This is a genomic window from Desulfurococcaceae archaeon, from assembly GCA_038845865.1.
In the GTDB taxonomy this organism is placed as follows: Archaea; Thermoproteota; Thermoprotei_A; order Sulfolobales; family Desulfurococcaceae; genus UBA285.
In genome coordinates this window covers 37,922-64,568 of the sequence record JAWBQJ010000002.1, presented here as the reverse complement: position 1 = coordinate 64,568, position 26,647 = coordinate 37,922, and the positions used below count along the sequence as shown (strand labels likewise).

General features: G+C 48.5%; 29 protein-coding genes. 12 read left to right on the top strand and 17 right to left on the bottom strand.

Annotation, left to right across the window (positions count from 1 at the left end; genetic code table 11):
* Positions 1–25: 25 nt before the first annotated feature.
* Together QXU03_03395 and QXU03_03390 are read left to right on the top strand one after the other, a co-directional pair.
* Positions 26–1,036 (top strand): D-cysteine desulfhydrase family protein, encoded by a 1,011-nt coding sequence (locus QXU03_03395; protein ID MEM2170784.1) that lies wholly within the window; start codon positions 26–28, stop codon positions 1,034–1,036.
* A gap of 116 nt (positions 1,037–1,152) precedes the next feature.
* The gene (locus QXU03_03390) at positions 1,153–2,223 is read left to right on the top strand and encodes a glycosidase (protein ID MEM2170783.1); all 1,071 of its coding nucleotides are present in this window, start codon (positions 1,153–1,155) and stop codon (positions 2,221–2,223) included.
* Here QXU03_03390 and QXU03_03385 read toward each other — a convergent pair.
* From QXU03_03385 to QXU03_03375, 3 genes are all read right to left on the bottom strand, one after another.
* Entirely contained in the window at positions 2,220–3,386 is a 1,167-nt protein-coding gene (locus tag QXU03_03385) for a glycosyltransferase (protein MEM2170782.1), read from the bottom strand. The genes QXU03_03390 and QXU03_03385 overlap by 4 nt on opposite strands.
* Before the next feature lie 91 nt (positions 3,387–3,477).
* Positions 3,478–3,996 carry a hypothetical protein gene (locus QXU03_03380; GenBank protein MEM2170781.1) on the bottom strand — a complete coding sequence of 173 codons (519 nt, stop codon included), beginning with the start codon at positions 3,994–3,996 and terminating at the stop codon, positions 3,478–3,480.
* Positions 3,997–4,097: 101 nt separating this feature from the next.
* The gene (locus tag QXU03_03375; GenBank protein MEM2170780.1) at positions 4,098–5,357 is read right to left on the bottom strand and encodes an NDP-sugar synthase; all 1,260 of its coding nucleotides are present in this window, start codon (positions 5,355–5,357) and stop codon (positions 4,098–4,100) included.
* 159 nt (positions 5,358–5,516) lie between these two features.
* On the opposite strand from QXU03_03375, the gene QXU03_03370 reads away from it, so the two are divergent.
* The 4 genes from QXU03_03370 to QXU03_03355 all read left to right on the top strand — a co-directional run bounded on the left by QXU03_03370 (position 5,517) and on the right by QXU03_03355 (position 7,156).
* Positions 5,517–5,774 carry a hypothetical protein gene (locus QXU03_03370; protein ID MEM2170779.1) on the top strand — a complete coding sequence of 86 codons (258 nt, stop codon included), beginning with the start codon at positions 5,517–5,519 and terminating at the stop codon, positions 5,772–5,774.
* A 67-nt stretch (positions 5,775–5,841) separates the two neighbouring features.
* A complete protein-coding gene (locus QXU03_03365; GenBank protein ID MEM2170778.1) occupies positions 5,842–6,318 on the top strand; it encodes a hypothetical protein in 477 nt (158 codons plus the stop codon).
* Between the two features lie 5 nt (positions 6,319–6,323).
* A complete protein-coding gene (locus tag QXU03_03360) occupies positions 6,324–6,881 on the top strand; it encodes a hypothetical protein (GenBank protein ID MEM2170777.1) in 558 nt (185 codons plus the stop codon).
* A complete protein-coding gene (locus tag QXU03_03355; GenBank protein MEM2170776.1) occupies positions 6,878–7,156 on the top strand; it encodes a winged helix-turn-helix domain-containing protein in 279 nt (92 codons plus the stop codon). Before QXU03_03360 ends, QXU03_03355 begins: the two co-directional genes overlap by 4 nt.
* 192 nt (positions 7,157–7,348) lie before the next feature.
* On the opposite strand, the gene QXU03_03350 is transcribed toward QXU03_03355, so the two are convergent.
* The 10 genes from QXU03_03350 to QXU03_03305 all read right to left on the bottom strand — a co-directional run bounded on the left by QXU03_03350 (position 7,349) and on the right by QXU03_03305 (position 16,054).
* Positions 7,349–8,329, bottom strand: a complete 981-nt coding sequence (locus QXU03_03350) for a hypothetical protein (GenBank protein ID MEM2170775.1) — start codon at positions 8,327–8,329, stop codon at positions 7,349–7,351.
* 13 nt (positions 8,330–8,342) lie between these two features.
* Positions 8,343–9,815, bottom strand: a complete 1,473-nt coding sequence (locus QXU03_03345; protein MEM2170774.1) for a complex I subunit 5 family protein — start codon at positions 9,813–9,815, stop codon at positions 8,343–8,345.
* Between the two features lie 65 nt (positions 9,816–9,880).
* The gene (locus QXU03_03340; protein MEM2170773.1) at positions 9,881–11,425 is read right to left on the bottom strand and encodes a proton-conducting transporter membrane subunit; all 1,545 of its coding nucleotides are present in this window, start codon (positions 11,423–11,425) and stop codon (positions 9,881–9,883) included.
* Entirely contained in the window at positions 11,422–11,931 is a 510-nt protein-coding gene (locus QXU03_03335) for a Na+/H+ antiporter subunit E (GenBank protein ID MEM2170772.1), read from the bottom strand. The genes QXU03_03340 and QXU03_03335 overlap by 4 nt, the downstream gene beginning before the upstream one ends.
* Entirely contained in the window at positions 11,915–12,331 is a 417-nt protein-coding gene (locus QXU03_03330; protein ID MEM2170771.1) for a cation:proton antiporter subunit C, read from the bottom strand. The genes QXU03_03335 and QXU03_03330 overlap by 17 nt, the downstream gene beginning before the upstream one ends.
* A gap of 4 nt (positions 12,332–12,335) precedes the next feature.
* A complete protein-coding gene (locus QXU03_03325; protein ID MEM2170770.1) occupies positions 12,336–13,124 on the bottom strand; it encodes an MnhB domain-containing protein in 789 nt (262 codons plus the stop codon).
* Positions 13,111–13,380 (bottom strand): hydrogenase subunit MbhD domain-containing protein, encoded by a 270-nt coding sequence (locus QXU03_03320; GenBank protein MEM2170769.1) that lies wholly within the window; start codon positions 13,378–13,380, stop codon positions 13,111–13,113. The genes QXU03_03325 and QXU03_03320 overlap by 14 nt, the downstream gene beginning before the upstream one ends.
* Positions 13,377–13,757 carry a monovalent cation/H(+) antiporter subunit G gene (locus QXU03_03315; GenBank protein ID MEM2170768.1) on the bottom strand — a complete coding sequence of 127 codons (381 nt, stop codon included), beginning with the start codon at positions 13,755–13,757 and terminating at the stop codon, positions 13,377–13,379. The genes QXU03_03320 and QXU03_03315 overlap by 4 nt, the downstream gene beginning before the upstream one ends.
* Positions 13,747–14,040: a monovalent cation/H+ antiporter complex subunit F gene (locus QXU03_03310; protein ID MEM2170767.1), complete on the bottom strand. Its 294-nt coding sequence runs from the start codon at positions 14,038–14,040 to the stop codon at positions 13,747–13,749. Before QXU03_03310 ends, QXU03_03315 begins: the two co-directional genes overlap by 11 nt.
* Positions 14,041–14,173: 133 nt before the next feature.
* Complete coding sequence (locus QXU03_03305) at positions 14,174–16,054, bottom strand: prolyl oligopeptidase family serine peptidase (GenBank protein ID MEM2170766.1); 1,881 nt, start codon at positions 16,052–16,054, stop codon at positions 14,174–14,176.
* A gap of 79 nt (positions 16,055–16,133) precedes the next feature.
* Between QXU03_03305 and QXU03_03300 the strand changes: the two genes are divergently transcribed.
* Both QXU03_03300 and QXU03_03295 read left to right on the top strand, forming a co-directional pair.
* Positions 16,134–17,654, top strand: coding sequence for an alpha-glucosidase/alpha-galactosidase (locus QXU03_03300; protein MEM2170765.1), 1,521 nt, complete (start codon positions 16,134–16,136; stop codon positions 17,652–17,654).
* Positions 17,655–17,900: 246 nt separating this feature from the next.
* Entirely contained in the window at positions 17,901–18,593 is a 693-nt protein-coding gene (locus QXU03_03295; GenBank protein ID MEM2170764.1) for an ACT domain-containing protein, read from the top strand.
* A 223-nt stretch (positions 18,594–18,816) separates the two neighbouring features.
* Here the strand turns inward: QXU03_03295 and asd are convergent, their stop codons facing one another.
* The 4 genes from asd to QXU03_03275 are packed head-to-tail and all read right to left on the bottom strand — an operon-like array spanning position 18,817 to position 23,071.
* Positions 18,817–19,887 (bottom strand): aspartate-semialdehyde dehydrogenase, encoded by a 1,071-nt coding sequence (asd, locus tag QXU03_03290; GenBank protein MEM2170763.1) that lies wholly within the window; start codon positions 19,885–19,887, stop codon positions 18,817–18,819.
* Complete coding sequence (locus QXU03_03285; protein MEM2170762.1) at positions 19,871–21,013, bottom strand: aspartate kinase; 1,143 nt, start codon at positions 21,011–21,013, stop codon at positions 19,871–19,873. Before QXU03_03285 ends, asd begins: the two co-directional genes overlap by 17 nt.
* Positions 21,010–22,050, bottom strand: a complete 1,041-nt coding sequence (locus QXU03_03280; GenBank protein ID MEM2170761.1) for a homoserine dehydrogenase — start codon at positions 22,048–22,050, stop codon at positions 21,010–21,012. The genes QXU03_03285 and QXU03_03280 overlap by 4 nt, the downstream gene beginning before the upstream one ends.
* Positions 22,037–23,071, bottom strand: coding sequence for a homoserine kinase (locus QXU03_03275; protein MEM2170760.1), 1,035 nt, complete (start codon positions 23,069–23,071; stop codon positions 22,037–22,039). The genes QXU03_03280 and QXU03_03275 overlap by 14 nt, the downstream gene beginning before the upstream one ends.
* A gap of 180 nt (positions 23,072–23,251) precedes the next feature.
* Between QXU03_03275 and QXU03_03270 the strand changes: the two genes are divergently transcribed.
* The 4 genes from QXU03_03270 to QXU03_03255 all read left to right on the top strand — a co-directional run bounded on the left by QXU03_03270 (position 23,252) and on the right by QXU03_03255 (position 26,101).
* Complete coding sequence (locus tag QXU03_03270) at positions 23,252–24,412, top strand: cystathionine gamma-synthase family protein (protein MEM2170759.1); 1,161 nt, start codon at positions 23,252–23,254, stop codon at positions 24,410–24,412.
* A gap of 504 nt (positions 24,413–24,916) precedes the next feature.
* Positions 24,917–25,303, top strand: a complete 387-nt coding sequence (locus QXU03_03265; GenBank protein ID MEM2170758.1) for a HEPN domain-containing protein — start codon at positions 24,917–24,919, stop codon at positions 25,301–25,303.
* Positions 25,282–25,635, top strand: coding sequence for a nucleotidyltransferase domain-containing protein (locus QXU03_03260; protein MEM2170757.1), 354 nt, complete (start codon positions 25,282–25,284; stop codon positions 25,633–25,635). The genes QXU03_03265 and QXU03_03260 overlap by 22 nt, the downstream gene beginning before the upstream one ends.
* 292 nt (positions 25,636–25,927) lie before the next feature.
* Positions 25,928–26,101, top strand: coding sequence for a hypothetical protein (locus tag QXU03_03255; protein ID MEM2170756.1), 174 nt, complete (start codon positions 25,928–25,930; stop codon positions 26,099–26,101).
* Positions 26,102–26,647: the final 546 nt, after the last annotated feature.

Genomic DNA, 26,647 nt, shown 5'->3' with positions numbered 1-26,647 from the left:
TTGCCTCTCGGGCTCCCTACTCCAAGTGGCTGGGAACATGCTATGGAGAGTGCTGGCTTTTCCGCGATTTAGACTAATAACATTACCCACCCCGCTTGAAAGGGCCTCTAGACTCGGCGAAAAACTAGGTATAGACCTCTGGATTAAAAGAGACGACGTTATGGAGCTCGCTCTAGGCGGCAATAAAGCCAGGAAGCTCGAATTCATAATTGGGCACGTGCTCTCGCAGGGATACGATACCGTGGTGACAACCGGCGCGCTACACTCGAACCACGTAAGGTTAACGATGGCTGCTGCTAGGAAAGCCGGTTTAGGTGCATACGCAGTCCTCTACAAGCACTTACCCTACGTTGAACCCGCATTACAGGGCAATATACTGCTGAACAGCGTATTCGGGGGAAACGTGTTCTATGCGGAGTCTCAAAGCGGTGTCCAGGAACTTACAGAGAGGCTGGTGAACGACCTGAAAGCACGAGGTAAGAGGCCCTACGTCATACCGGCAGGTGGTGCTAACGAGTACGGTATGTTGGGTTATGTCCTCGCTGCCTTCGAGATACTGGAGCAGGCCTACATGCATGGAATTAAACCGCACTACATAGTGCACGCGTCAGGGACGACGGCTACCCAGGCTGGGTTGGTGCTCGGCTTGAGGCTGGCAGGCGCCGAAGACGTTAGAGTATTAGGCATATCAGTAGGCCGTAGTGCTAAAACCATGCATGAACGCATCCTAGAGCTAACGGCTTCAACTGCAAGGTTACTGGGCGTAGACATCAAGGTACGCGACGATGACGTAGTGGTGTACGAAGACTACACATTTGGTGGTTATGGTGTAATAACGAAAGAGGTCGTGGAAACCATTAAAACCGTAGGCTTGCTTGAAGGGCTAATACTGGACCCGGTGTATACGGCTAAAGCCATGTATGGGCTCATCGACCTTGCCGAAAAAGGTGAGATTAGGGGAACAGTCATGTTTCTGCACACAGGGGGTATACCAGTGCTATTCCAGTATGCCGGTGAATTTGCGAGGTACGCATAGATGCGCGACCTGGACCGGGCTTACCCGTCGACGCTACTGCATTACCAACACGTAAACCCTCTCGCTCTATTCCCTAAAACCTGTAAATGAGACAAGTAGAATGTAGGGTGCTATACTTGGAGTTGTGGCATAAAGCTATAGGTTACCGTGAAGTCGTTGAAATTAGGAAGTTTGAGACCAAAGACATGGTCAAGAGGCTTGGAACGCTTCCTCCCATTAAAGTGTTCATAAATAATCACCCCATAGCTAACCCGGTGGCAATCTTTAACCCCTCGTTCATAGTGAAAAGTGGCGACATCGCGGAAATCTATGCGAGGATCATCGTAGGCTACTACCTTTACGTATCGGCGATTACCAGAATGGAAGTACCGCTAAGTGACATACTTGAGGGGACCATAAGCATAAACTATTACTCGTCGGAACTAGCAGTATACCCCTCAACTAGGTACGATATATGGGGTTGCGAGGATCCGCGCGTCTACGCTCTGAACGGCAAGATATACATGACGTACGCTGGCAGAAATGTAAACTACTTCCAGAAGCCCGCCGCACCTGAAAGCGTTTTACCAATAACAGCGACTCCCGAAAACAACCATAGATATTGGTCTAAGCAGTACGTGCACGTATTAAAGGATGAAGAGAGGAAGTGGGTTGTCCACGATAAAGACGCATTCATGGCGAGGCTCGCTGGAAGGTTACTACTGTTCCACCGCCCGAGGTTAGTGACTAACACCTACCACCTAGCGGTGAGCGAGGTGGTTCTACCGAGTAAATGTGAGAGCACGCCATGCAAGGCAGTCTCTGAGAACACTATCGAGGTAATGCCCCCAGCGAGCTTCGAATCGAAGCTTGGATGGGCAGTGCCCATCACCATAAGCAGTAGTAGAGCAGTCTTACTGGTGCACGGAGTTGACAGGGATATAGGCGCGTATAGAGTCCTCGGGGTAGAACTGACTTACGCCGGTGACGGCGTTGTCGTAAATGCCGTTACGCCATTTTACATAATGGAGCCTAGAACACCCTACGAACTCTACGGTGACAGGCCTTTTACGGTGTTTCCCGCAGGTGCACAGATCGTAGATGGTAACGTCGTGATCTCCTATGGGGCTGCGGACTACATGATCGGGTTTGGGTTAGTGGATTTCTCGGAGCTCATGAGCGCCCTCGATAGGGGTAGACTCTACTAACGCTCAGGCACCAGCTCTCTATAAAGCTCGTAGTGTTTCCGCGCAATGACGTCCCAGCGCGTTTCAAGAGCATAGTTCCACAACCTGTTAATAGCCCGCTTAACCCCCTCGGACTCCTCCAGGACTTCCTCGAGCTTCTTCACGAGGTATTCCACTGTGAACACGCGCAACGTTAGTTCTGGTGCGAGTAAGTTGCACTCAACGAGCTTGTGTGCCCTGGTACAGATTACCGGTTTCCGGCTACCGATTGCTAGGTGGAACACGCCGCTCACGCTGATCGGGTAACTGCGCTGCTCTACGATAGGTATGGTGACGATGTCTGAAACTGCTAATAGTTTAAGTAGAAGTGCTCTGTCGAGAAAACCCTCTAAAAAGTAAACATTACCGCCTTTCCTCGCTACCTGCTCTATTTTTTCCTCGAGAAGCACGTCTCCCGCGTCTTTTCTTCTAGGCATGCCCGCGACTACTAGTTTAACGTCGTACCTCTGCGCGAGAGTGTCGACAGCTTTGATCACCTGAATGTAGTCCTTGTCACGGCTTCTAACGAAGCCTATTACCGATACCAACTTTTTGTTTTCAACATCCCGAGGTAGCGGTAGCTCTTCCAGTAGCCTCGATCTAGGCTCCTTTAAGTAAGGGTTTATTAGCGTACCGTGCGGTATCATGTAGATCTTTTCAGGCGGGGTACCCTGCCTCAGCAATTCTTGCTCTTGAATTACGCTGTGAACCACTACGGCATCACTATTACCGGTTAGGAGTCTTTGAATACCTACTAAGTTCTCGCCACCCAGCGCGTGGATTACCGTGTGCATTGTTAGCACTAGTTTTACACCGCGCGATTTTACGTTTTTCATGAACGATGCAAGTGCAATGGCATCGGGGAAAATACCCAGTTCGTGCTGTATATGGACGACGTCTAGGCGATCCTGGTTTTCGAGGCAATTATCCACGTAAGAGAGATCTCCTCCCTTAAAGCAGTTTTTCACACTTATACCCGAGTAGACATCCTTATACGTGTACCCTAATGGATATTCAATCATATCTCCGCCTAACGCAATAACACTTAATCCCGGTAGCTTTACCAGCTCGGTTAAAAGCATACTAGAGTACTCAGCTATGCCGCAAGCTACTGGCGGCATCCTAGAAACAAACACTACATGCACGCTTCACTCCCACCTAGTTTCTTTGGAGACAATGCATATAAAACAGCAACCCCTTTCCACGTCAAGGCGTGGGAATACGCCCCATTACCGGTTAATTTACAGGTTTACCTTTCATTTCGATGAGTAACTCGACAACGTAGTTAACGTGCTCTTTTAATTTCTCGGCATCACGAAGTACCGGTATCCTTATGTTCAGAGACATTAATGGCTTAAAACCGTATAGTTCGCGGACAACCTCCCCAATTCTCTCGGGGCTAACCCCTAACACGCTCGTAGTTACTACGATCAAGGGCCTCCTAGACCCACACCCCTTCAAGAACTCTTGGATGGGAGGGGCAAGTGTGAAGTACCATACTGGGGAGGCAACTATTACCACGTCGTAGTCCTCCAGTCTGGGCCTTTCCGGCTCGTAAAGCACATCTGTACCTTTACGCATAATGGTATCGTACAGTAACCTGAGGTTGACGTGGAGGGGCCTAGAATACTCTTCAACCGGCCGAACCCTGTACACGTCAACTTGGAGACCCCGTTCACCAAGGGCCTTTCTCAGCACGTGAACCACGAGCTCCGTATTACCCGTTTTGGAGTAATAGACTAGTGCAACCTTCATGGAACCACCAAAAAGTAATCCCGCGAGCAAGTATATATTATGTGAATGATAGTGGTGCTTGATACTTAACCCGTCACTACCGGGGCCTCTCACGAGACTACTTACAGTACCTCCTTGAATAACCACGACTTAATTTCGTAGTTCTCTATGTGAACACTTGGTGGCACCTTTTCATGAGGCCACACCTTCACGTTTACTAACTTGCTATTAGCACCGATGTGAACGTTGTCCCCTATATAGCTGTTAACTAGGACTGCGCCCCTTTCCACGTGAACGTGTCTACCGATAATTGAGTTTAATACCATCACGTTGTCTTCAATGAAGCTCCGGTCCATTATGGCCGAGCCGGATATATGAACGTTGGAGCCTATTATGCAGTAGTTGTCAATACTGGAGTCCTCTATGGAGACCTTTTCGCCGATGATCGTGTGCCTCCCTATCAGTAGCCTACCCGAGAGCCGCACTAGGCCTTTGCCCACCTTGTTAATGATAGCCTCGTGCAACGTCTTAGACTTGTTAGACTTACCCTGCATGAAGACCCCCGGTAGCTTTTCCTCCGCTTCGAGGATCCTGCGGTCGCCGTTGTATAACAGGTACTTCATGGCATCCAGGTACCTTTCCGGCGTCCCTACGTCAAACCAGTAGCCCTCCTTCATGATGTAGCCGTAAACCTTATAGCCGAGTTCTATTAACTTTGGAATGATGTCCTTTCCAAAATCCGTTTTACCCGCTTTCAATAGTTCCCGTCCACGGGCGTCATCGAAGAACTCCACTACCGTGGGTTCTACTATGTAGATCCCGGTATTAACTAACTTGCTGGGAGCTTCCTCTGGTTCGGGCTTCTCCACGAACTTTACAATCCTACTGTCAGCGCCGAGCACGGCCACTCCGAACCCGGTGATGTCCTCGACTTCTTTGAGTACTATGGTCATGTCGGCTCCCACGCTCCTGTGGAGCTCGTACACCTTACCAATATCTAGTTTAAACAAGTTATCACATTGTACAACGAGGAACGGCTCTCTAATGTCGTAGTAGTCTACGAGGATTTTCACGGCCTCCGCATTCCCCGACGTCTCGTACCTGGGCATGTACCTGATCCTGACATCACGGCCTACGAAAGGGTACTTAGCCTTGATCCAGTAGCCTTCCCTAAAGTAGTCGTATACTGTTTTGTAGTTATAATACCCTCTGACCCCGACGTACACCTCTTCAACGTTGTTTACTACGAGTTCGAGAACTATGAACTCTAGGATAGGTCTATTAAGAACGCGGATTAAGGCCTTCGATGTACCAACGGAGAGGGGCCGAAGCCTGATAGCCTCCCCTCCCACGGGGATTAGGGATACGCGGGGCCCAGGCATGATTTCTCACTATATTCTTCTACCTGGCCGATTTTATACTTTCCACCTAGCCTTATCGTCAAATACAGTGCAGGATGTATGCTAGCTCTCTTGGAGACTCTCATTTAGAGAGCTACTCTTAAAAGCGGTTATGAACCTAACGCGTATAATTCAACCATAATGAGTACGCTGGAGTCCAACTTGGGGACAGTACAACTACTAAGTCAAGGTTTTAGCGTTATGGGCATTAAACCGCTAATAAAGGTGCATGTAGCCGGTAACGGCGATGTTACACTAAAAGCCACGCAGGCCATAGTTACGTTAACTAACAGTACGGAGATCTACGCTTATTTGGTAGACATAGAGAACGGTAGTGCAATGCTACTAGCATATCACGTGGTACTGGAAATGCCCAGTTGTAGGTGTTCGTGTACGTAACATCTGTGCAATTATTGTTTTTAAGTAACTCCCTTTATTTCTTTAGAATAACGTGTAGGTGCTAGGTGTGCCTACGAATAAGCCTGAACTCGTTCTGCTAATAGCGGTTTCCGCAGTAATTGCGCTCCTCTTCCCCCTCCTCGTGTATTACACCTACCCCGCTACTAATGAAAGTGAAGTAGGGTTAGAAAACATTCTAGAGGACATGCTCGTTAAACCTCCTCCATTTCTCGTGGGCTCTATGGGATACTGCATGCATCGTGGCAAGGAGCTCATTAACAGGTTCACGGTTAAAGGATTCAACCACGTAGTTTATGTTCACAGGCTAGATAGAAATGAGCCTGCTCTTTTCGTTCTATTACCACTCTACCGGGAGGAAAATACTGGTAGAGTGGTGACTAGGAACCAGTTAAGACAGTTAATTTCACGGGAAAATGTTGTGGTGCTAGCGGAGGTCTTCGAAACGCACAAAGGTAAAGTGTACGTCATCGTTGAGGCAAGAATTGACGGTGAAGTGTACTATGCGGTAAAGAAATTTAGGTGAATGTCTTGGACGCGTATCAGCTTCTACTAGTTGCCTTGAACGCGGTGTGCTCCGCGCTGTTCTTTTACATCTCGTTCAAGTTCCTCACTCTTTACCTGAGAATTAAGGTGGGGTATGTAGTTTTATTCTCCATGACTTTCGCCATGCTAGCTACGGGGCACGTGGCTTCGTCGCTATCAGTCTTAGTGCCTGAACCGAGGCTTTCATTAACGCTATATACGCTTTCATCGTCCTTAGCCTCAAGCGGGTTCTTCGTGTTACTGTGCTCAATTCTATATGCTAGTAAGGAAAGGGTGTTCGCGCTGGTTCCTCCTCTAATACTAATTGTGTTACCCGACATGGTGGCGTTTATGTTATCCCTACTAGTTACCATCTTGGCGCGTGGAAGGTACTTGAAGGGTTATCTAGCTGTTTTATCCCTAGCATACCTCGTGAGAGGTCTTAGTAGCCTGCTAATACCACTGGGTATTGGAGTGTACATGCTCCTAGCCTCGGAGCTTTCTAAGATGCTCGTAACGCTGCTGTTTGCAGTGTACCACTTGGGCAAGGTCATTAAGGCATGAAGAAACGTAATCGACTGGAACTGGTCCTAGAGATGCTAGAGGTGATTAATGAAGAGGGAGAAATAAACCCCACTAAGCTTTCATTGAAGGTGAACTTGTCTTACGACAGAGTAAAGAGGATTCTTAACGAACTAGCGGAGAAGGGATTGCTGATGACCGTGCCCTCTGATGAACGTAAGGGCTCCGTGGTAATAGCCCTCACACCTAAAGGTGCAAATCTTCTACGGGAACTTCGAAGACTTAAGTCGTTGTTAGAAGATTACGGCCTCCTCTGAGATAAGGGGCCAATAGTGCCCTCTTCATGTAGAATTTGCTCCTATCGCCGGTTCTTTTTACATCTAGAAAAGGGTGATGTGGGGGATCCCTACTGCATAGAGCGCTTGAAGCTGGGTAACCCCTCCCTATAGGTAGGTTAAGAGCCAGCCGGTAAACTAGCACTAGGTAGTAATCGCTGTGAGGCCTCTAAGTCATGGTGGTGCTAACCGCGTGGTGTATAATATGTAGAAAATTATCGCGGCCAGGAGCAAAATACTCATTAGGGAAAGTAAAAAGAGTAGTGCGCGTTCTACTTCGTGCTGTAGCCTCTCTACATGGAGAGATATGGCGTGGAATATATTGCTGATCCTTCTCTCAACCGTAGAAAACCTAGTAGTGGACCCGATTAAGAGAGCTACGATACTTCCTACGAGGGAGTTTACGTAAGTCTCCATGGCCACGGAGCCCTCGAACATAGCGTTAAATACTGCATGTGCTATCCTCACGGGTCTTACGAGGAGGCCGGTTTTCGGGGATGACAGCTTATTGAGGATCTTCGCGACTTCTCCACTGATCCCTACTTTTAGAGGCTTCCACCTAGGTACCCTGGCGAGTCTAGTTTTTGCGATCCTTCCATGCACGTGTTCGGGTATGGAACTAATTCTAGCGAGCCAGGTTTCAATGCCCTGTAATTGGGGAAACCTGACGCGTAATAACCTTGATTCACGCCATGTCACACACTTTAAGCAAGGTAAAACAGCAGTTACTAGTATGACCGGTATGAGCACGTACTTTACTATGGTATCGGGCACTGATAGCCACAAAATACCTGTGGCTACGGAACACCAGCTGAAGAGAACTAGGAAAGCATCCGCCCTACTTCCCACTTTACTACTATAAGTAGATACAAGAACGCAGGACAACACGCAGACGAACACGGCGAGGTAGCCATTCGTAGCCGATGTATAGAACAGTAGAAGTAATATTAGCATTAAAGTAGCTGTATAAAAGACCGTCTTGAGCTTACTCGTGATGATCTTTAGAACTAGGAGAGTTGTAAATACCTTGAACCCGCACTCGACGAGGAGAAATTCGCCGAGAAATGCACCTAGCAGTGCTGTAAAAACCGATACAGCTGTAACTGAGTAGCTTAAAAATACTCCAAACGGCAAGTCTAGAGGCTTGCGGAACACAACAATACGGGGTTCACCGTTCTTCGCGTATTGGGCCTCTCTTTAGGAGGCCGATCGCGAAGAAGAGGATGAATGTGAATAGTGCGAGTGAGGCGAGCAAAACGGGGGTTATTTTCCTTAATAAAATGAACTCAACGTAGTTGGAGTAACTTAACAGTAAGAGTACAAATGTGAGTACGAAGGACACCGACACGGTAGTGAAGACGTATGGTTGCATGGTGAGGGCCTTCGCATTGATCTCGGTAGCCTCTCCACTTCCCGAGTTCATGTGGGCTTTTAGGTAGGTCACATTGTAGATCACGGAAAGGAATACCTTAGTGGATGCGATAAGTAACGCTAGAAAATAGATCCATGATTTTTCAAGGTACTTCGATATAGAACTGAACAGGAAAACTTTTGCAAGAAACCCCACCGATGGAGGAAGCCCAAACATCACTAAGACCGAGAGAATTACCGTTGTGGTCTCGAATGGGCTTATCTTCGCGATGTAACCTAGATTTTTAACGTTACGTTCATGGGTCAGTGTCTCAATGAAGCCCGAGTCAAGGAAGAGCGACGCCTTGTAAACACCGTGTGTAAGCGTGTAAAGCAATGAGGCCTCGAGGAATAAGGCGTCCTTCGAGTACATGTATAGACCCAGTAGCAATACTATTAGCGCCGTATTAGATGTCGTGCTATACGCTAGTAGCCTCTTAATATCCCCCTGTACAATGGCTTGAAGCGCACCATACACGACAGTGAAGCCACCAGAGACGATCATTGCGGTGACTACTACGTCTACATTCAGTGGGTAGTGTGACATCAAGTATAGTGCATATACGCCCATCTTCACCATTAACCCCGATAAGAGAGCTGAAGCAGGTGAAGGCGCAACGGAGTGCGCATCTGGGAGCCAGAAGTGTAATGGAAAAATCGCCGCTTTTGCGAAGAAGCCCATTATCACCATGAAGGAGATTAAGGGGTGTGAAAGCGCCGGTGACAGCGCCTTTAATCCTACTTCAAAGGCCTCGGTAAACCCCGTTAAGGCTAGTATTATGAAAAGGGATATATCTGTAGGTATCATTGAAAACAGTAAGTACTTAACGGCCGCGGAAAGGGCTGGGCCGCTTCTCGCCGTAATGTAGTCGTACGCGATCAAGAAGAACCCTACCAACTCCGTTAGTAACCAGAAAGTTATTAGCTCTATTAAACTCTTCGACGCGAATACCAGGATCATCGAAACCGCGAACAGATCTACTGCTGGGACTAGGTTGAGATTATTGTACTTTAAGCGAGAGTAGTGCACCGTGTAGGTGGTCGTTATGGCCCCTATTATAATGGTTAAAACCAGTAGTAGGTCTGCAAAGGGGTCGGCTAACGTTACGTTTAGCCCTAAAAGAGCATATCCGAAGACTCTAAGCAGGATACCGGTTACAGAGCCCTCTATTCTAGGTATGTGGCCGGTTAATATGATAACTACTGGTAGCGCCTTCCAGTACAGTTCCATCCCGCCAGACCACTCCTAATATTACAACCCAGTACTAATAAACTCTTTGACGCATTCCACCAATCTTACGGCAGTACTTCTAAGAACTTACTCCTATCAAAAACGCTTCTACCGTAGCTTAGCACCAAATCTCTGAACCCGCCTAACGTTAATGCCAGGCCTAGACCTATTGTAGCAATTTGGGTGATAACGACCACGACTACGGGAACGTAGCTTCTACTGCGTTGTCCCCGCGCAAGCGCGATCCCTTCGGGCCGTTTACTGAGAAGAAGCATTATCAGGGTAAAGTAACCTAGTGCGCAGAGACCGGAGGATGCAAGCACCACTACTACTCCTACCGGTATGTTAGCCTTCATGAAGCCCAGTGTAAGAAACGCCTTGCTCCAAAAACCGGGTAGTATGGGAATTACCCCGAAGAGGTTTAGTAGCCCTGTAATGAAACTAGCGTACATTAACAGCCTCATAACCTTGTTTGTAACAATATGGGAAGCGCTTAGTAGCAAGCCGGCACTAAACAGTACGAGCATGTCTCCGAGCGCATTGGTAGCCAGGTGTAGTATGGCGCCCGCAATGCCCTCAGGCACTCCAGTGGTCATTCCTAGCAGAGCCAGACTATACTGCACTATAGAGCTGTAGGCTACCAGGCTCCTTAAATTCCTCTGCCTCATGACCACTGTAGAGGCGAAGACCGTGGAAATGGCGCCTAGGATTAGCATGATAGAGATCATTGAGGCCCTGAAACCCCCCACAATGCTCTCTTCCGTGAAGATGGTGTAGTACAGCCTGATCAGCCCGTACACGCCGAGCATGTCTGCAGCCGCCGAGAATAGGACTACGGCGGGAAGCGGCGCGTATCTATATACTTCCGGTAACCAGAAGTGGTTCGGCATAATGCCCGACTTAAAGAAAAGCACCCAGGTAATCAGCGCCATGGAGATCTTGGTAGTCAGCGTTATGTCACCGTAAATTCCGCTGGAGAATGAGGTAATGGTGTGGGGGCTACAGACCTTCACCCGAACATCAGCCATGTTTAGAGTGCCATATGAGCCGTAAATTATTAAAACGGCAAGAAAGTACGTAGAAGTCATTACCGTTCCGAAAACCCCGTAGATGAAGGCTGCCTTCACCGCTCTTCCCTTCTCGCTGTTAAAGGTGGTTAACGCGTAACTGGCTACAGCTACCAGCTCCACTGACACGTAGAAGTTAAACAAGTCCCCGGTATAGAGGCACCCGTAAACACCCATAGCCAGTAGAAACGCGAGGGAGTGAAAGAGATATAATCTATCTCGGTCAATAATCCAAGTAGAGTACAGGATACATGCGAATAGTACAAACGATGCTAGTAATGCGAGAGTGGAGCTTACCTCGTCGACTATATAGACTACTCCTATTGGTGGTGGGAATCCGCCGAACCTGTATGTAACGGCTCCGTGTTCGTGTACAACTAGGTGTACCCTTAGAGCTAGAAGCGGTAAGAGGGCAGAGCAAAACGTAGCTAGATACGGGTTTATACGTCTCCCCAGCGCAAACCTGTTTAATAGCGGTACCATTATAGCCACGAACAGGCAGATAAAAGGCATGAGCCCGAGCTCGAGGAGCTCTATGATCATTGTTCGAGAACCCTTTTAGCAAGATTCTCGAATTTTCCCACGATGATTTCCTTGGCTTTGGAAGGATCGTCTACCTTCACATTAATCCAGTGCACAATCATGGATTTCTTGTTAACATCTAGGTGCACAGCTATTGTACCGGGGGTATTGGTGATCGTCAACGCCAGTATAGCCATCGCAGTACCCGACTCTATTTCGAGAGGTATCTCCACGAGCCCGGGCCTAATACGTGTCTCAGTGCCTAGAATGATCTTGGCCACCTCCGCGTGTTCCTTGATTTCCGTGATCAGGAAGTGGTAGGAGTATTTGAATAGGTAAATGGCCTTCAAGATGCTTCTAGGCTTAAAAGAGACACCGACGGTCTGCTCCTTGGCTAGAAGTAGCGAAATCGTTACTGAGATGATTAAACCAGTTACGAGGGTGATTGAGCTTATCCGCCCTGTGTACGCCGTATATACTACTAGCAGTGTTAGTGACAATGCTAGTGCACTAGATAACTTCTTCATCTGCACCCTCCTCTGAGCGCAGTATTAAATCCACAGTATTGTAGTGTTCGTAGTACTTGACGACTAAGCTGATCAGAAACACTATGACGGAAAGCCCTATCACTACGGCAGTTATGACGAGTGCCTGGGGGAGGGGGTCTACGCTGGTACTCGTGAAGACTTCTATGTCGCTGGGGCTACTAGGAATGCTGGTTAATATGGGCGGTGAAGGACTAGCACGAGCTGGAGACCTGTAGCCTAAGGCTATCGCTAGTACGTTAATCGAGTCGCTGAATATCACAAGGGCCATGATTTTCTTTATCAGGGAGCGCTTCGCGAAAATACCATAAAGGGCTATTCCAATGTTAACAATAAACGTTATTAGTATAGTCACGAGGGCGAACCCTACTAGATGCTCCACCAGGTCACCTCCTCGAACCTAGCTCGATTAGTAGTAGCATCGCGTATGAAAGCGCTAAAGCAACTGCAAGCGCTTCCAGCAAATTGTAGAAGAAAACGGATCCCGCGAGTGGCGTGTCAATAAACCACGCGGGTAGCGAAAACGTGGAAGCGTCCTTGACCTGGTTCTGCATTATGTAGGCATTACCGGCTTTTAGAGTAACCATTAGCGGTAGTAAGGCGACAGCGATGATCAGCACCAGCATGAGATACCTCGAATACAGTAAAGCCTCTTTCTTCAAGCCCTTCGCATAAATAGCTTTAACGGAGAAGACGGGTATGGAGAGCGCGGCAACGGCAGCCAGCATCACGCCCGCCTGGAATCCCCCTCCAGGTGTTAAGTGGCCGTGAATAGCGGTGGAAAAGGCTATGAGCAAGGTAATTAACACGACCAACTTAGTGGAAAACCCTACTACTGGACCCATGCCGTGATTTCCACCGTTACCCGTGTACCTCCCTCCACCTAGTAGGACCGTAACGCCAGTAATTGAAACCAATAGCACTGCAGTTTCGAAAATAGTGTCTAACCCCCTATAATCCCATATGATCGCAGATACTGCGTTTAAGGAGTAGCTTGTTAAAGTGGTATTCCAGGGGTTGTACGCATTACGGAGAACGATCTCTGCAAGCGCCCTTACACGAATAAGGGGTTGAAACCAAATACCACCTATGTAAAGCGCTGAGCTAAGTGTAAGCATGAGTATACTCAAAGACACCGCGATTAACATGTTTTTCCTTTTCTCAGCGCTGTCCAACTCTCGGCCTCCCCTGCCGTTTCCCTAGTTTACTGAGAACAGTAAAGAACATTGCTGGAACGATTATCGAGGATATCGGTATGTAGGCCAGCACGACATCCGGTGCCATGAACGCGTAATATATTAACGCATAGAACACTCCGAACAGCGCAAGGTATACACACGATACTAAGAGATCGTCCTCCGCTACGATGAGATACGCCGTAATCACGGAAAGCGCAGAGGCTACTAGGACGACGATGAGCGTAAAGATCAATTCTTTCGCCTCCAATCTCCGTCCTCGCTGCCCTTCTTCTCTAAACACCTCCTTGTAGCGGAGTTAACTAGAATGGATGCCTTAACTAACGCGTGTGAACCGGTGGGCGCGGTAATTAGTATTAAGATAGCTACTATGACGCATAGGGTAGCCAAGTATGCCCCCTCCGCACCTCCTTCAGCTATGGAGATCGAAGCTAGACCTATGAGAGGGGTTATCGATCCTCCGACAACCGTCATTGTTACTGCATGAGCCCTGAGGTAAAAAGATGGTAATTTTAAAACACCTATCGCACCTATGATCTCGAAAACCCCTCCCACTACGAGCAGTGATAGACCAAAGTACCTCGCCACCTCTACAAGCACTTCATAGGTCACAGCGTACTTCACCCTTTACTTTCTGCTCTACATACCAGGAAACGTAAATGTCCAGCGCATACGCCCAGAGAGCTATTGGGACCATGCAGACAGCCAGGACGTATCTACCCGTATAGAGCGCTATCATTGCCATGAACACCACTAAGTCGTAGCTTAGGGAGTCAACTGCTATCACCCTGTCAAATACCGTGGGCCCTCTAATTGTTCTAAGTACGAATAGAACTGCGGACGTCATGTATACCACCATCATGACTTCTAAGAGCAGGCTTACTATTGACGTCAATTTAGTGCATCACCTCTCGCAGACTAGGCAGTGCTGGGCACGGTAAATTACTTATTTCGACTAGTTTTCCGTGGAATACTTACACCCCGCCGGGGTAAAAAGCTTGCCGTGTGTAGCGGTGATGGAAAGCACGTCATCCTGGGTTCAACTCTAAGATACTGTACGCGAATGCCAGGATGTCTGCCCCTTCTCTGGCAAGGATCTCAGGGTCCGATCCTATGTGGCCGCTGGCGGTTTCTACTCTCAGGTAATGCTCAACGCCCATGTCCTCGAGCTTTGCAGAGAACTTCAGGGCGTGGCCCGGGTGCACCCTGTCGTCGTTTAAACCCGTGTATATGAGGCACGGCGGGTATCTTACACCTAGTTTTAAGTTGTGATATGGCGATACTTTCAATAAGTATTCCCTGTCCTTGGGGTCGTCGGGATCACCGTATTCGGGAGTCCACAATTTACCTATGTAGAACTTGTGGTACGTCAGCATGTCTAGTAGCGGGTAGCCTATTATAGCACCCTTAATGAGTTCTGGTATCCTTGTGTACATCACTCCGCAGAGCAATCCCCCATTGCTTCTACCGTGGATAACTACTTCATAGCCCTGCTCTCTCAGCCACTTTATAACATATATGAAGTCCCCATACGCATTTTCCCTCTTTTCTCGTCTACCGGCTTCGTGCCATGCACGGCCATATTCACCTCCACCCCTGATGTTCGCCACGAAGTACTCTCCACCGTCCTCGACGAATGCTAACATGTAGTCTAGAAACCTTGGAGTGTGTGAGATCCCGAATCCCCCATAACCGGTTAAAAGCGCCTTATTTGTTCTCTTACAGCAGTTGTAAACGTGGAATACGTGTATTGGTGTCTTATCAAACGACTCTATGAGGAGCTCTTCTACGCATACATCCCCCACAACCTTCTCGTCAACTACGCGTAGTTCACCGCCCCTGATCTCGTACAACCGGTAAGGTATGTTAAAAGAGACGTACCTAAACAGGCAATATTCGCCGAGGCTCTGCAAGTACGTTACATTACCGGGTTTATCAAAGCGCATTTCCTTAACTAGCTTACCGTTTAGGTCGTAAAACCTCAGCGCAGATGATGCTTCAACTAGGTAGTTCGCTATAATGTAATCGCGGTAAATTACCGCGTCTTCGAGAGGATACTTGGAGTCCTCTCTTACGACCTCTTCTACCTCGCCGTTTTCACCTACACTAATGATTCTGCCGAGCCCGTTCCCGTCATAAACGATCAAGACGTACTTCCCGCCAACGTGCTCCACGGGATAGACGGTGGTCTCTCCGGGATCGTGCACCAGTCTCCATGTCGAGGGATCGCGTAGTCTCCCGGCATAAACACTACTCCTGATCCACCCGTAGTGAACTGTGATGAAAACCCTGTCGCTGTAAATGCTCCTCTCCAAGCTGACCATATACCGCGTTGGAAGGCCCTCTCCGAACACTAGTTCCTCCTTACCACCAGCTTCCCTCAAGAAGACCCTCTCAGCCGGTGCCTCGATACCATCGGGTGTTCTACCTTCACGGTAAAACCTAGTGTAGTAGTACTCGTACTTGTTTATCCAGGTAATGTCGTTAATGGATCCCTCAAGCCTGTCGACCTCTTCGCCCGCTTCGACATCTATTAACCTAACGGTAGCTACATCTGTCCCCCGCGAATAGGCGTATGCTAGTAGCCTTCCATCAGTACTCGGCTTAATCCACTGGATGATAACATCATTACCCAGGCTCTTGGAGTCGAGAAGGCGGGTTTTCTCGAAGTTCCTATACAGGTATACTGTGTACCCCTTCCTCTCCCTGAACAACGCGAATATCCCACTATAGCTACCCTGAACGTTCACCAAGACGGGCACTTCGTAGTATTTAAGCACTCTGCCGGACAGCTTACTTGAAAGCTCACAAAACCTGCTTCGAAAAATTGCATTCTTCCTGTTGATGAACTCTAAAACACGTGGATCCCTTAGGTCCTCTAGCCAGTTATATGGGTCATTCAAAGCCAATCCCTGTACCTGGTTAAGGCAATAAGCATTAATGTTTTTAATAGAGTTGCTACCAATTATGCTACCGTAGTGGTGTTCTATGGAGCGAATCAAGGTAGCGTTCATAGGTGCTGGAAGTGCCGTGTGGTCGAGCGGGGTCATTGTGGACCTGCTAATTAAGGACAGTCTACGTAACCTCGATATATGGCTCATGGACATAGACGAAGATAGGCTCGCCACGATCTACGGCTTCGCCAGGAGGTACGTTGAAGAGCTCGGGAGGAGCGATGTGAGAGTCTACAGGACACAGAACCGTGAGGAGGCGGTTAAAGACGCTGATTTCGTAATTAACTCGGCCATGGCAGGTGGCCACTGGTACTATGAACGCATGAGAGAGGTCTCGGAACGTCACGGTTACTACAGGGGCATTAATAGCGTTGAGTGGAACATGGTCTCGGATTACCACACCATTTGGGGCTACTACCAGTTTAAGTTAGTGTTAAATCTGGCTAGAGATGTCGAAGAGCTCGCAGATAACTCGTGGCTAATAAACGTGGCGAACCCGATCTTCGAGCTCTCAACGCTGGTGACGAGGAAAACCAAAGTCAAGTACATAGGACTCTGTCACGGACATCTCGGTTTCTTAAAGGCTGTAAAGGTATTGGGAATAATGCTAGCACGTGAACGGCTTGGTAAGGACATTAATAAGGCATGCGCCGCGGACGCTTACGAATGCTATTTAGCGGTGCTTAATTCAATTAATCTAGGCGAGCTCGAAGTAGAAATGAGTGGTTTCAACCACGTAATATGGCTTACTAAGTTCAAGTACTCCGGGGAAGACGCTTATGGGTACTTCGATGAGTGGACTAGGACGCTCTCCGAGGAATACATAGATACGTGGAGGGCATATACGTACAACCCCTTCGACGTAGACCTGTCACCTGCAGCAATAGACATGTACAGGGAGTTCGGGGTCCTGCCCGTGGGCGACACGGTTAGAGGGGGCACTTGGAAATATCACTGGGATTTAAAGACCAAGCAGTACTGGTACGGCCCTTACGGTGGCCCCGATTCTGAAATTGGCTGGGCGATGTACTTAGCTCACTTAACCATGAAGCTCAGGGAACTGAGAGAGGCCGTTTTAGACGTGACCACGCCGTTAACGAGTAAATACGCGCCAAGGCCCAGCGGCGAGTCCATAGCCGAGATAATTGATGCCATAGTTAACGACAAACCCAAAGAATGTTACCTACTACAGCTACAAATCGCTGGCAAGGTCGTTAGAGTACCAGTGCCGCTCCAGGTAAATATCCCTAACCTCGATGCAGTGCCAGACGTGCCCGGCAACGTCGTAGTTGAAATACCCGTAAGGATCGATGGTAAAGGCGTTCACAGAAAGCCACTAACCCCACTACCGGGGAAAGTCATGAAGAGGGTTATCCTACCTAGAATGATGAGGATGGAATGGGCGCTTTCATCTTTCTTAGAGGGTGGAAGGGATCACCTGGAGAACTGGCTATTATATGATGCAAGAACCAAGAATGCTAAGCAGGTCGAAGACGTCATTGATGCCATATTGAACATGCCAGGAAATGAAGAGATGAAAAAGCATTTTTCATAGGCAGGTTGAATGCCGAGATCGCTACATTGGCATGGCGTTTCAACGACATGCAGTTGCATATGGTACGTGGAGTTTTCGTGCACGCTTCCTATTACCTGTTCCCGGCCGGGTTTTAGGCCTTTTCACATGCCTGCACTTCACTCTTATACACCGCGTCCTGACACATACGACTCGATTTCCTACGTTCGCAACAGTATTTTTAACTTTGTACCATATATGAAACAAATAATGAAAGGTGCGTTATGATTGGAACAAGATAGTGTAGCCCGTCTCGTCAGGGAAGTACTACTGGGCGATCCTTCACTGTATAAATGCCTTGAAATGGGCATCATAAATTACTCTAGAGTAGCTACTAGGTTAAAGCCCGTAGTATCGAAGCTCATTGGCCGCGATGTTTCGGAAGAGTCTATTAAAATGGCCTTAATAAGGCTACGCTCTAGAATGGAGGAGAAGACGTTCTTCCCGAGCAAGGGGGTTTTAAAGATCCTCGCAGAATCCCGCATTGAGGTGCGAACGGGCGTAGTGATAGTCATTGTGGGTGCCGGCCGCTTCCAAGACGCAATGTCAGCTGTTGCGAAGATCTCTTCGAAGGCGAGATTTCTAGCTGTTATGCAGAGCGGTCCCGTTACAACGATAGTCCTTGACGATGAGTCTGCGAGAGAGCTCATAAGAGCTCTAGGAGAAGAGGGCATCATAGAAGTCCAGGAGGATCATGCAGCAATAGTGGTCGTGAGCCCCCCAGAAGTTATGTGGATACCTGGCGTGGTCGCGTACATTACGAGCGTGCTGGCTCAGAACGGAGTTAATATCGTTCACATAGAGTCGTGCTATACCGATACGGTAATAGTTGTTTCTAAGAAAGACCTTTTAAAGGCATTCAACATACTCGTAAAGCACAATGAGTTGGCTAGAGCACTCCTTGAAAAGAGCACTAGGTGAAAAACACGTGTACCGGTGCTCATAGCCTAAGAGGAGCCGTAGGGTTCCCTAAAGTAGTCGAGGAGCAAGCGCTGCGTAGTGGCTCTAACCCATTGACTAGTAGCCCGTAAAACCCGAGTACCCTATTTACTCGCGTTGGAGGGGTAGGTGGTTGGTTCATTATAAAAAGTGCTGAGTTTTAAATTCTCTCGAAGCAGAAGGTTTTCCAGATGTAGCATACACGCTATGCCAGCTTCCTAGCTACTAGTAGCTCTGCTATGAGGACGCCCGTTCCAGCGGCTCCGCGCACTGTGTTGTGACCTAGAACAACGTACTTCACGCCCCCGAGTACCTTGTCCTCTCTAATCCTACCGACAACAATGCTCATGCCGTTTCCCTCGAGCCTGTCGAAGCGGGGTTGCGGCCTATCTACTTCCTTTTTAACTACAATCGGTTTTTCAGGCGCGGTTGGGAGCCCGAGGCCCCTGATCTTGTTTGTTCTAAACGACATCATCGCCTCAGCGACATCCTTGACAGATACACCTTTCTCGAGTTCCACAAAAGTGGCGATGGTGTGGCCTTCTAATACCATCACCCTATGGCAACTGGCCGAGACAGCGAGCTTCGTGCTAGGCACTATACCGTTTCCTGTTAACTCGCCAAGTATCTTAAGACTTTCCATTTCCACCTTCTCTTCTTCGCCCTCGATGTAGGGTATTAAGTTGTCCAGTATTAGAACGGAAGGAATTCCTGTTAACCCTGCCCCAGAGAGCGCTTGCATCGTTGACGCGACTACTCTTTTAACGCCGAACTCGTCAATTAGAGGCTTCAGGGAGAGAGTAAGGATCGACGTTGTGCAGTTTGGTACCTTGGCTATGTAGCCATTCCAACCCCTCCGTGTACGCTGGTACTCCACGACTTCAACGTGGTCGGCGTTTACCTCGGGGTTTAGGAGGGGTATGTCGGGCTCCATCCTCATGGGGCTGGCGTTAGACACGACTATAACACCGCGCTTAGCGAGCTCGATCTCGACTGAATGAGCAACCTCGGGGGGAAGCGCTATGAACGCTATGTCTACTGACTCCTTGACGATAGCATCTGCGTCAAGCGGCGCGAGCTTGTAGTCCATTAACTCACGGGGCATCGGCTTTTCGAGCACCCACTTAACGCTTTCGTAGTAGCTCTTACCAGCGCTTTTCTCGGATCCCGTTAAGAGCACGAGGTCGAACCAGGGGTGCCCAACTAGTAGTGACACGAATCGCTGGCCTACGATGCCGGTGGCTCCAAGTACTGCTACTCTACGCTTCAACTCCATTACCTCCCTCAAGTAGCTTTTTATGTAGATGTATTAGGGTACCCGGCTTTAAGCTGGTTTTCAAGTAAACGAGTAGAGATGGCTTATTCACGTGTACTTCTAAACCGGCAAATTCGATACCTTCTTCAGCTAAGAGCTCTAGCACACTGACTAGAAATCTCGCTCTACACACGCACCTGCCTATAACGGCTAAGTAGGGGCGGTCTCCAAGGTTCCTGTAAACCAGTATCTTGGGCTGTGCCACGTCTTCTCGTAGCTGTTTCACTATTCTAGTACCAAAGCGCTTCAACGAGCCGATGTGCACGGTTGAGCCGTAGAATTCCTTGAGTGGTTCAAAGGTCTTGGGGTTAATTCCCTTAACTCCGTGACATGAGGCCTCCGCGGCCTCATCGTAGTCCATTACGGGCACAATCCGCGCCGAGGAAATCAACCTCGGGTCCGCGGACAGGATGCCATCCACTTCCGTGACGAGGTATACGTCCTCTATTGAGAGTAAGGAGGCTATTGTCGTGGCGGTGTAGTCTGATCCTCCTCTGCCGAGAGTTGTTATTTTCCCGTTACGTGACTTTCCCACAAACCCCTCGATCACGGGTATGGCGGGCTTTTCAACTATCACCGGGTATACCTCCTCTAGGTGCTTTTTTGTGGCATTGTAGTCTACTGTGGCATCTCCGTGGACATCGTTTGTCACGATAAGTTCTCTTGCGTCAAGCCCGTAGGCATTAACGCCTACTATTTCGAGCGCCTCCGCGAACACGTTCTTACTCAGCCTTTCACCATAAGATAGTATCAGGTCTCTTGTAGCGGGCGTGCTAGTTTCGAGGTTCCTGGCAGCCTTCTCTAGGTCTTCGATTTCTTCGTTCACTTTTCTAATGAGGTAACTAGAATTCAGCTCCTTGGCGACTTCAACATACTTGTAGGAAACTTCTTTAATCGCCTCCATATTACCCTCGGAAACGCCTATTAGGAGATCCGTGACGCCCTTCATAGCCGACACAACTACTATGGGCTTTAACCCGTTTTCGAGGAATGCGCGCTTAGTGTACTCGGCTACTGTGATGTAGGACTTCGCGTCTCTGAGTAGCGATCCCCCCACTTTCAGTACGGAGAGCTTGGCCCCGTTCACAGAAGATCACCTGGAGGGTGCGCGTAGATGACCGATAACACGTCGTTTAGAACGGTGTGCGCCGTCTCTGAACCACCTCCACCCTTCCCCACGAGCACTAGGTCGGATACGCTGGTTTTCACCTTAACGCAGTTCAGTGTACCTTCAACCGTAGCCAGCAAGTCCTCTCGGGGCACGCGTAGAACTTTTACAGACGCTTTACCTTTCTCGAAGTCTAGTGAAGCCACGTACTTCAAGACGTAACCGTGTCTAAGCGCCTCGACAACGTCTTTGAGTTTAACCGTGGTAAGGCTCTCTCGTTCGACGTCACTCATTTTCACGGAACGCCCTACGACATGTGATATTATCGTCAACTTGGCAGCCGCGTCTACGCCTTCGATATCTAGTGAGGGATCCGCCTCGGCAACGCCTATGGCTTTTGCCCTGTTTAATGCATCTTCGAAGTCTACTAGGTTTTTGTGCATTTCTGTAAGTATGTAGTTCGTCGTCGCGTTGAGTATTCCTGCAACGCGCTCGATCTCGTGGGTTTTCATGTGGGAAAGCATTTCGATGAAAGGCGTCCCACCCATCACAGTCGCCCCAAATTTCAACGCGGTTTTTCTACTCCTTACAAGGCTCATCAGTTCGCCGTAGTGCAGGGCTATTGGTGCCTTATTGGCGGTAACTACGTGTATCCCGCGGCTTAGAGCACGCAGTATGTTTGACAACCCGGGTTCGCCGGTTTCGTAATTTGACGGCGTTAACTCGACGTGCACATCCGGCTGGGTCACGGAGTATAGCTCCTCCAAGTCTACGTAGTCCCTGGCGTAAGGTTTGAACAAAGGCACGCCAGACCTCGGTAGCTCGCAGAGTTTTAGTAGTTCGTGTTCTTCAAAGCCACCGGCCTTGAAGGCCATGCCCTTGGAGTCTACTACTCCAACTACTCTTAGCATTAATGAGTACTTGTTAGCTAGAGCTCTACCCCTATAAGCTACGATTTTTACCAGCGACCTCCCTACGCTCCCAAACCCGACTACCACTAGCTTAGCTCTTATCATGGCTCTCACCTAGGGGCTTCGCGCCGTCTGGAGATACGGTGGAAACGTAGAGGGAGGCGTCTACGCCCTTGGACTTCAAGAACTCTACTAGTAGTTCGCCGGTTGTCCTGGCCTCTTCGGTGTTTCTGTGCATGAAGAATACTGAGGGGCCGGCGCCCGAGATGTTGAAGCCTAGTGCCCCGTTTCTCAGTGCAAGTTCCTTTAGCTCGCAATAGTACGGTATAAGCTTCGACCTGTGAGGCTCGGCAATGTAGTCTACCGATATGGACTTCCCCAGAAGCTCTATGTTATCCGTGAGTAAGGCGTAGATCAGCCTCGCCAGCGCCGAGGTCTGCCTTACGTGCGTGCTGAGCTCTACGTGCTCGGGTAGTAGGGACCTCGCATACTCTGTCTTCCTCACGCAGCGTAGCCCGGGAATTAGTGGTGCGACGACCGCTACCGGTATCTGCACTCTAGGAGTGTACTTCAAAACCTCTCTAGACTCTGGATCAACGATGACAACTCCTCCGAACAGGCTTGCCGCTACGTTGTCGTAGTGGAGTGAACCCGCAACGTGCAGTTCCCCTATACCGGCCAAATGTAGGAGGTCTTCCTCTCTAATGCTGAGGTTGAATACCCTGGAAAGGGCGTATGCCACAGCTGCAGCCGTTGCACCCGAGCTTCCTAGCCCGCACGCGGGGGGAACACCCTTCACGACGTCAACATACACGTCTACTCCACGTATACCGTACTTAGAGATGAACTCCCTTGTAACCGCGTAGGCAACGTTAAGCTCTCCTGAAGGAACGTTGAAGCCCACGGAGGTGACGTGTATTGCTCCGGGGCCAGGCCTTACCGTTACGCTAACGGTATCGTAAAGCCCACCTATTGCCATAGCTAGTATGTCGAAACCCGGGCCTAAGTTAGCTATTGATGCCGGCGCTCTTACTGTAACGCGTCTTGCCTCTACGCCATGGAATACATCGGGTGCACCTCCATCACCCCGGTATTCAGATGCACATACACGGTTTTGTTTAATCACTTGGAGGCAGGCTTTAAAAATCTTTCTATCATGTAATAGCAGTACATACTCAGTGTACTTGGTGAAGCTCTACTAGGTTACTGGCGCGCCGTCACGGTGCCGTGTCAGCTTTATTAGTTCCTGGTAATGTGTACTCTCCCCGTGGAGTAGTTTGTGCGCACTTGGTGAATGCGCGTGGATATGCGGGATGAAACCATTTACTCTAAAGGTCCGTTATTCGAGGACCCGTACGATTCAGGTGTTTTTCCAATATACACCAGTGTCGTGTACGGTTACATTGACCAGGATTTGGGGTTGGCGAAGCTCGATGATGCTGGTAGGGTCTTAAAGTACGGCAGGGAATCCAACCCGACGGTGAGGTACTTCGAGAAGGTCATCGCCACGATTGAAGGTGCTGAAGACGCGTTGGCGTTTTCTAGCGGTATGGCAGCTATAACAAACACCCTTCTACTACTTATGAAGCCGGGTTTAAAGGTGATTGTACCCTATGAGGTTTACAGCGCCACAGTAAGGTTTCTTGAGGTGCTGAGAGAGAAGGCTGGCGTACGCTACCAGCTCGTGTGGCCCTCAGCCGAGGCCATCCTCGAAGCCGTGGATAGAAGCACTTCAGTAGTGTTTTTAGAAGTGCTCACTAACCCCACCGTTAAGGTCATCGACCTTGAGTCACTGGTGAAGGGTATCGATGAGAGTGTGGTGATCGTAGTAGATAGCACTTTCACTACGCCGATCATGCTGAAGCCCTTGAAGTACGGGGTGACAGCGGTCGTCCACAGCGTTACGAAGTACATTGCGGGGCATAATGACGTAGTGGGAGGCGTTGTTGCCTCGAGTAAGAAGCTTGCATCGGAGCTTTGGGAGTATAGGAGGGTTCTGGGAACTATAATGAGCCCTTTTGAAGCCTACTTGGCGGTTAGAGGGTTGAAGACACTGCATTTGAGGTTTAAGAGGTCATGTGAAAACGCTAGAGCCGTAGCCGAATTCCTCGAAGACCATCCCAAAGTAGAAGAGGTCTATTACCCAGGTTTACAGTCAAGCCCTTACCACGACTTAGCTAAGAAGCTTTTCGGCGGGCAGTATTATGGTGGGGTCCTCAGCTTCAAGGTCAAGGCATCAACGTACCAGGATACAGTAGCCTTCCTATCCAGATTGAAGGTGATCAGGAGGTCCCCGAGCCTGGGCGCCACGGAAACGATGGCCGTACTACCATATAAATCGGTATCAGCATTCATACCGGAAGAGGCCAGGAGAAAGCTCGGCATAACGGAAAACCTAGTTAGACTATCACTAGGGCTAGAAAACCTCGAAGACATATTAGAAGACCTGGCACAAGCCCTCAGCTAGTACCCGTGTAAACGAGGCCTCTACTATACTACCAGGCGGGTGGATCAAGAACTCTGCGGGAATCGGCTAATCAAAGAAAATGACTCATAGCTACTATTATTTAACTGCCGTGAGGGGAGCCGGGATCCCGGCTTAAACACTCTGATCACCACATGTAGTTTGAGGATTCACCAAGATCCTCAAGCCCGCTGATCATTTAATTTAATGCACCTGCAATCTCGCTTGCGTTACCGATCTTTCAGAGTTTATTAAGTACCCCTTCTTCACGTGCTTTATTACTGCACCTCTTCGTTTTAATCTCTCGGCTACATGAATAACTATCTGAACTTTAAAAAGTGCTGTACATAGAGAGTTTTCTTCGCCTTTACAATATGCTTTTTCTCGGGAAATCCTCGATTAAAAGCGGGCCCCGTTGCAATAACGTGATTATATAGTTATGAGCCTCGATATATAAACAGAGGACTATAAGCGTGTTTGTGAGAACTTTCAGGAGGGCGGTTTCGAGTGAGCTACGAGATCTTACGTAGAAGAGCTGAGTCATTCTTGAGGCATGCTATTGATGATTTTGATCGGAGGGACTACGACTTAGTTCTCTTCCACGTAGAGCAGGCTATACAGCTTTACGCAAAGTATTTATTGTATAGAAGGCTGGGGGATTTTCCAAAGACCCACTCGATCGTTGGTCTACTTAAAGATCTTGTGAAGATCTATGGAAGTAAAGAACTTGAGAGCGTTATAGGTTCTCACATAGAGCTACTATACCTTCTAGAGGAGTCATACATTACGTCAAGATATATTCCTAGAGAGTACGATCCCGAGATTGCTACACGGGCTTTAGAACTTGGTAAAAGGCTTTTAGAGGTGTTTAAATGGCTCGAGAAGGCTTCATAGACTTCCTCTACCACAAGTACCTCGCCAGGAAGAGGTGCTTAGAGAGCATTATGACACATATAGGTAAGATCAAAGAGATATGCGTATCTGCGGACTCCACTTGCAGAACCATGCTCTTTGGTAGCTACGTGCGTGGCAAAATGAGGCCTGATAGCGATATTGATGTTCTCCTCGTAACGGAGCTTGCAAGGGACCCGTGGATGAGAGCGAAATTATACAAGAAGATATTCGAGGACCCGGGCTTTGAGTACATCTTCCAGGTACATATTGTAACTCCAGAAGAATATGAGAAATGGTACAAGAAGTTCATAGACGTCTACGTAGAAGTGTAGAACTGACTCCCTCCATTGTACTCTTCTAGTCTTTTCTCATAGATTCCGATGCTGCACTCCCCGCTCCTATGGGATTTAACACCACGCTCGGAAAAGGTGCAGTAGCGATCGCGTTGGGAGCTCTGGGCCTGGGCATAGGATTATACATGTGTATAGGAAGAGACGCGTATAATGGTGAAGGACTGTACTTCCCACTGCTAGTTTTTCTAGATATTTTCCTACATGTTCTAGTATGATTTAAAGGGGGTAGAGGGGAAAAAGTTTAGTAAGCGCATCACCTTAGGAAAAGTAATTGAGACATTATTGTTTAGCTAGAATAAGTAAGACTTGTCATGAAAAGGTCTTATCGATGGCTTTAAGAGGGATTAACACGGCGAGCGCGCGTAACATGGTTAGGCAACTCTTAGCGAGAGAACTCAAGAGAGTATATGAACTCGTCTTGGAGCTACTGAGCTCGAGCTCGTAAACCCCTTTCCCTAGCCTCACCAGGCTTTACTCAGTACTGCATAGAGCTACATGGTACTCAGTACCATTTAGAACATGATGCTACATTGAACTACCTTGATAGCACATTGCGACATCATTGTAACGCGCTACGATTTTCATTTGAGACTTTGAAACCTATGAGACTATGATTTGAGACCTCTTCATTGCGTGTTCGATGATATTTCGGTTAACAGCTATTAAACGAAATGAAAGGATATCATCTTTTTCATCCATCATACGTGGCAAAAATGAAAACAAAATCGAAAAATTACCCAGAATATTAAAAGAAAAATGAACATGTAACAAGCGATCGCTTCAATTGAAGGAGGGATTACCCTACTTCTCCTTCCTTCTTCTAAGCCAGTAGATTGCTCCTGCGATTGCCCAGCTCTAAACCACCGTCTAAATGCGTGTGTAGGCTTCAGAAACTTATACCTAAAAGGAGGCTAAGAAATGCTGAAGGAAATCCTCATTTTTGTCGTTGGAATCCTAAGATGCCCCTGCTGGCTTTAGCTGGACTGTTCTT

What these genes read in the sequence shown, in the direction of transcription:
- asd (MEM2170763.1), bottom strand. Translation starts at nt 19,887, where the DNA reads ATGGAGTTGAAGCGTAGAGTAGCAGTACTTGGAGCCACCGGCATCGTA.
- QXU03_03380 (MEM2170781.1), bottom strand. Translation starts at nt 3,996, where the DNA reads ATGAAGGTTGCACTAGTCTATTACTCCAAAACGGGTAATACGGAGCTC.
- QXU03_03300 (MEM2170765.1), top strand. Translation starts at nt 16,134, where the DNA reads ATGGAGCGAATCAAGGTAGCGTTCATAGGTGCTGGAAGTGCCGTGTGG.
- QXU03_03375 (MEM2170780.1), bottom strand. Translation starts at nt 5,357, where the DNA reads ATGCCTGGGCCCCGCGTATCCCTAATCCCCGTGGGAGGGGAGGCTATC.
- QXU03_03370 (MEM2170779.1), top strand. Translation starts at nt 5,517, where the DNA reads ATGAGTACGCTGGAGTCCAACTTGGGGACAGTACAACTACTAAGTCAA.
- QXU03_03270 (MEM2170759.1), top strand. Translation starts at nt 23,252, where the DNA reads ATGCGGGATGAAACCATTTACTCTAAAGGTCCGTTATTCGAGGACCCG.
- QXU03_03280 (MEM2170761.1), bottom strand. Translation starts at nt 22,050, where the DNA reads ATGATAAGAGCTAAGCTAGTGGTAGTCGGGTTTGGGAGCGTAGGGAGG.
- QXU03_03345 (MEM2170774.1), bottom strand. Translation starts at nt 9,815, where the DNA reads ATGGAACTGTACTGGAAGGCGCTACCAGTAGTTATCATATTAACCGGC.
- QXU03_03260 (MEM2170757.1), top strand. Translation starts at nt 25,282, where the DNA reads ATGGCTCGAGAAGGCTTCATAGACTTCCTCTACCACAAGTACCTCGCC.
- QXU03_03335 (MEM2170772.1), bottom strand. Translation starts at nt 11,931, where the DNA reads ATGAAGAAGTTATCTAGTGCACTAGCATTGTCACTAACACTGCTAGTA.
- QXU03_03340 (MEM2170773.1), bottom strand. Translation starts at nt 11,425, where the DNA reads ATGATCATAGAGCTCCTCGAGCTCGGGCTCATGCCTTTTATCTGCCTG.
- QXU03_03355 (MEM2170776.1), top strand. Translation starts at nt 6,878, where the DNA reads ATGAAGAAACGTAATCGACTGGAACTGGTCCTAGAGATGCTAGAGGTG.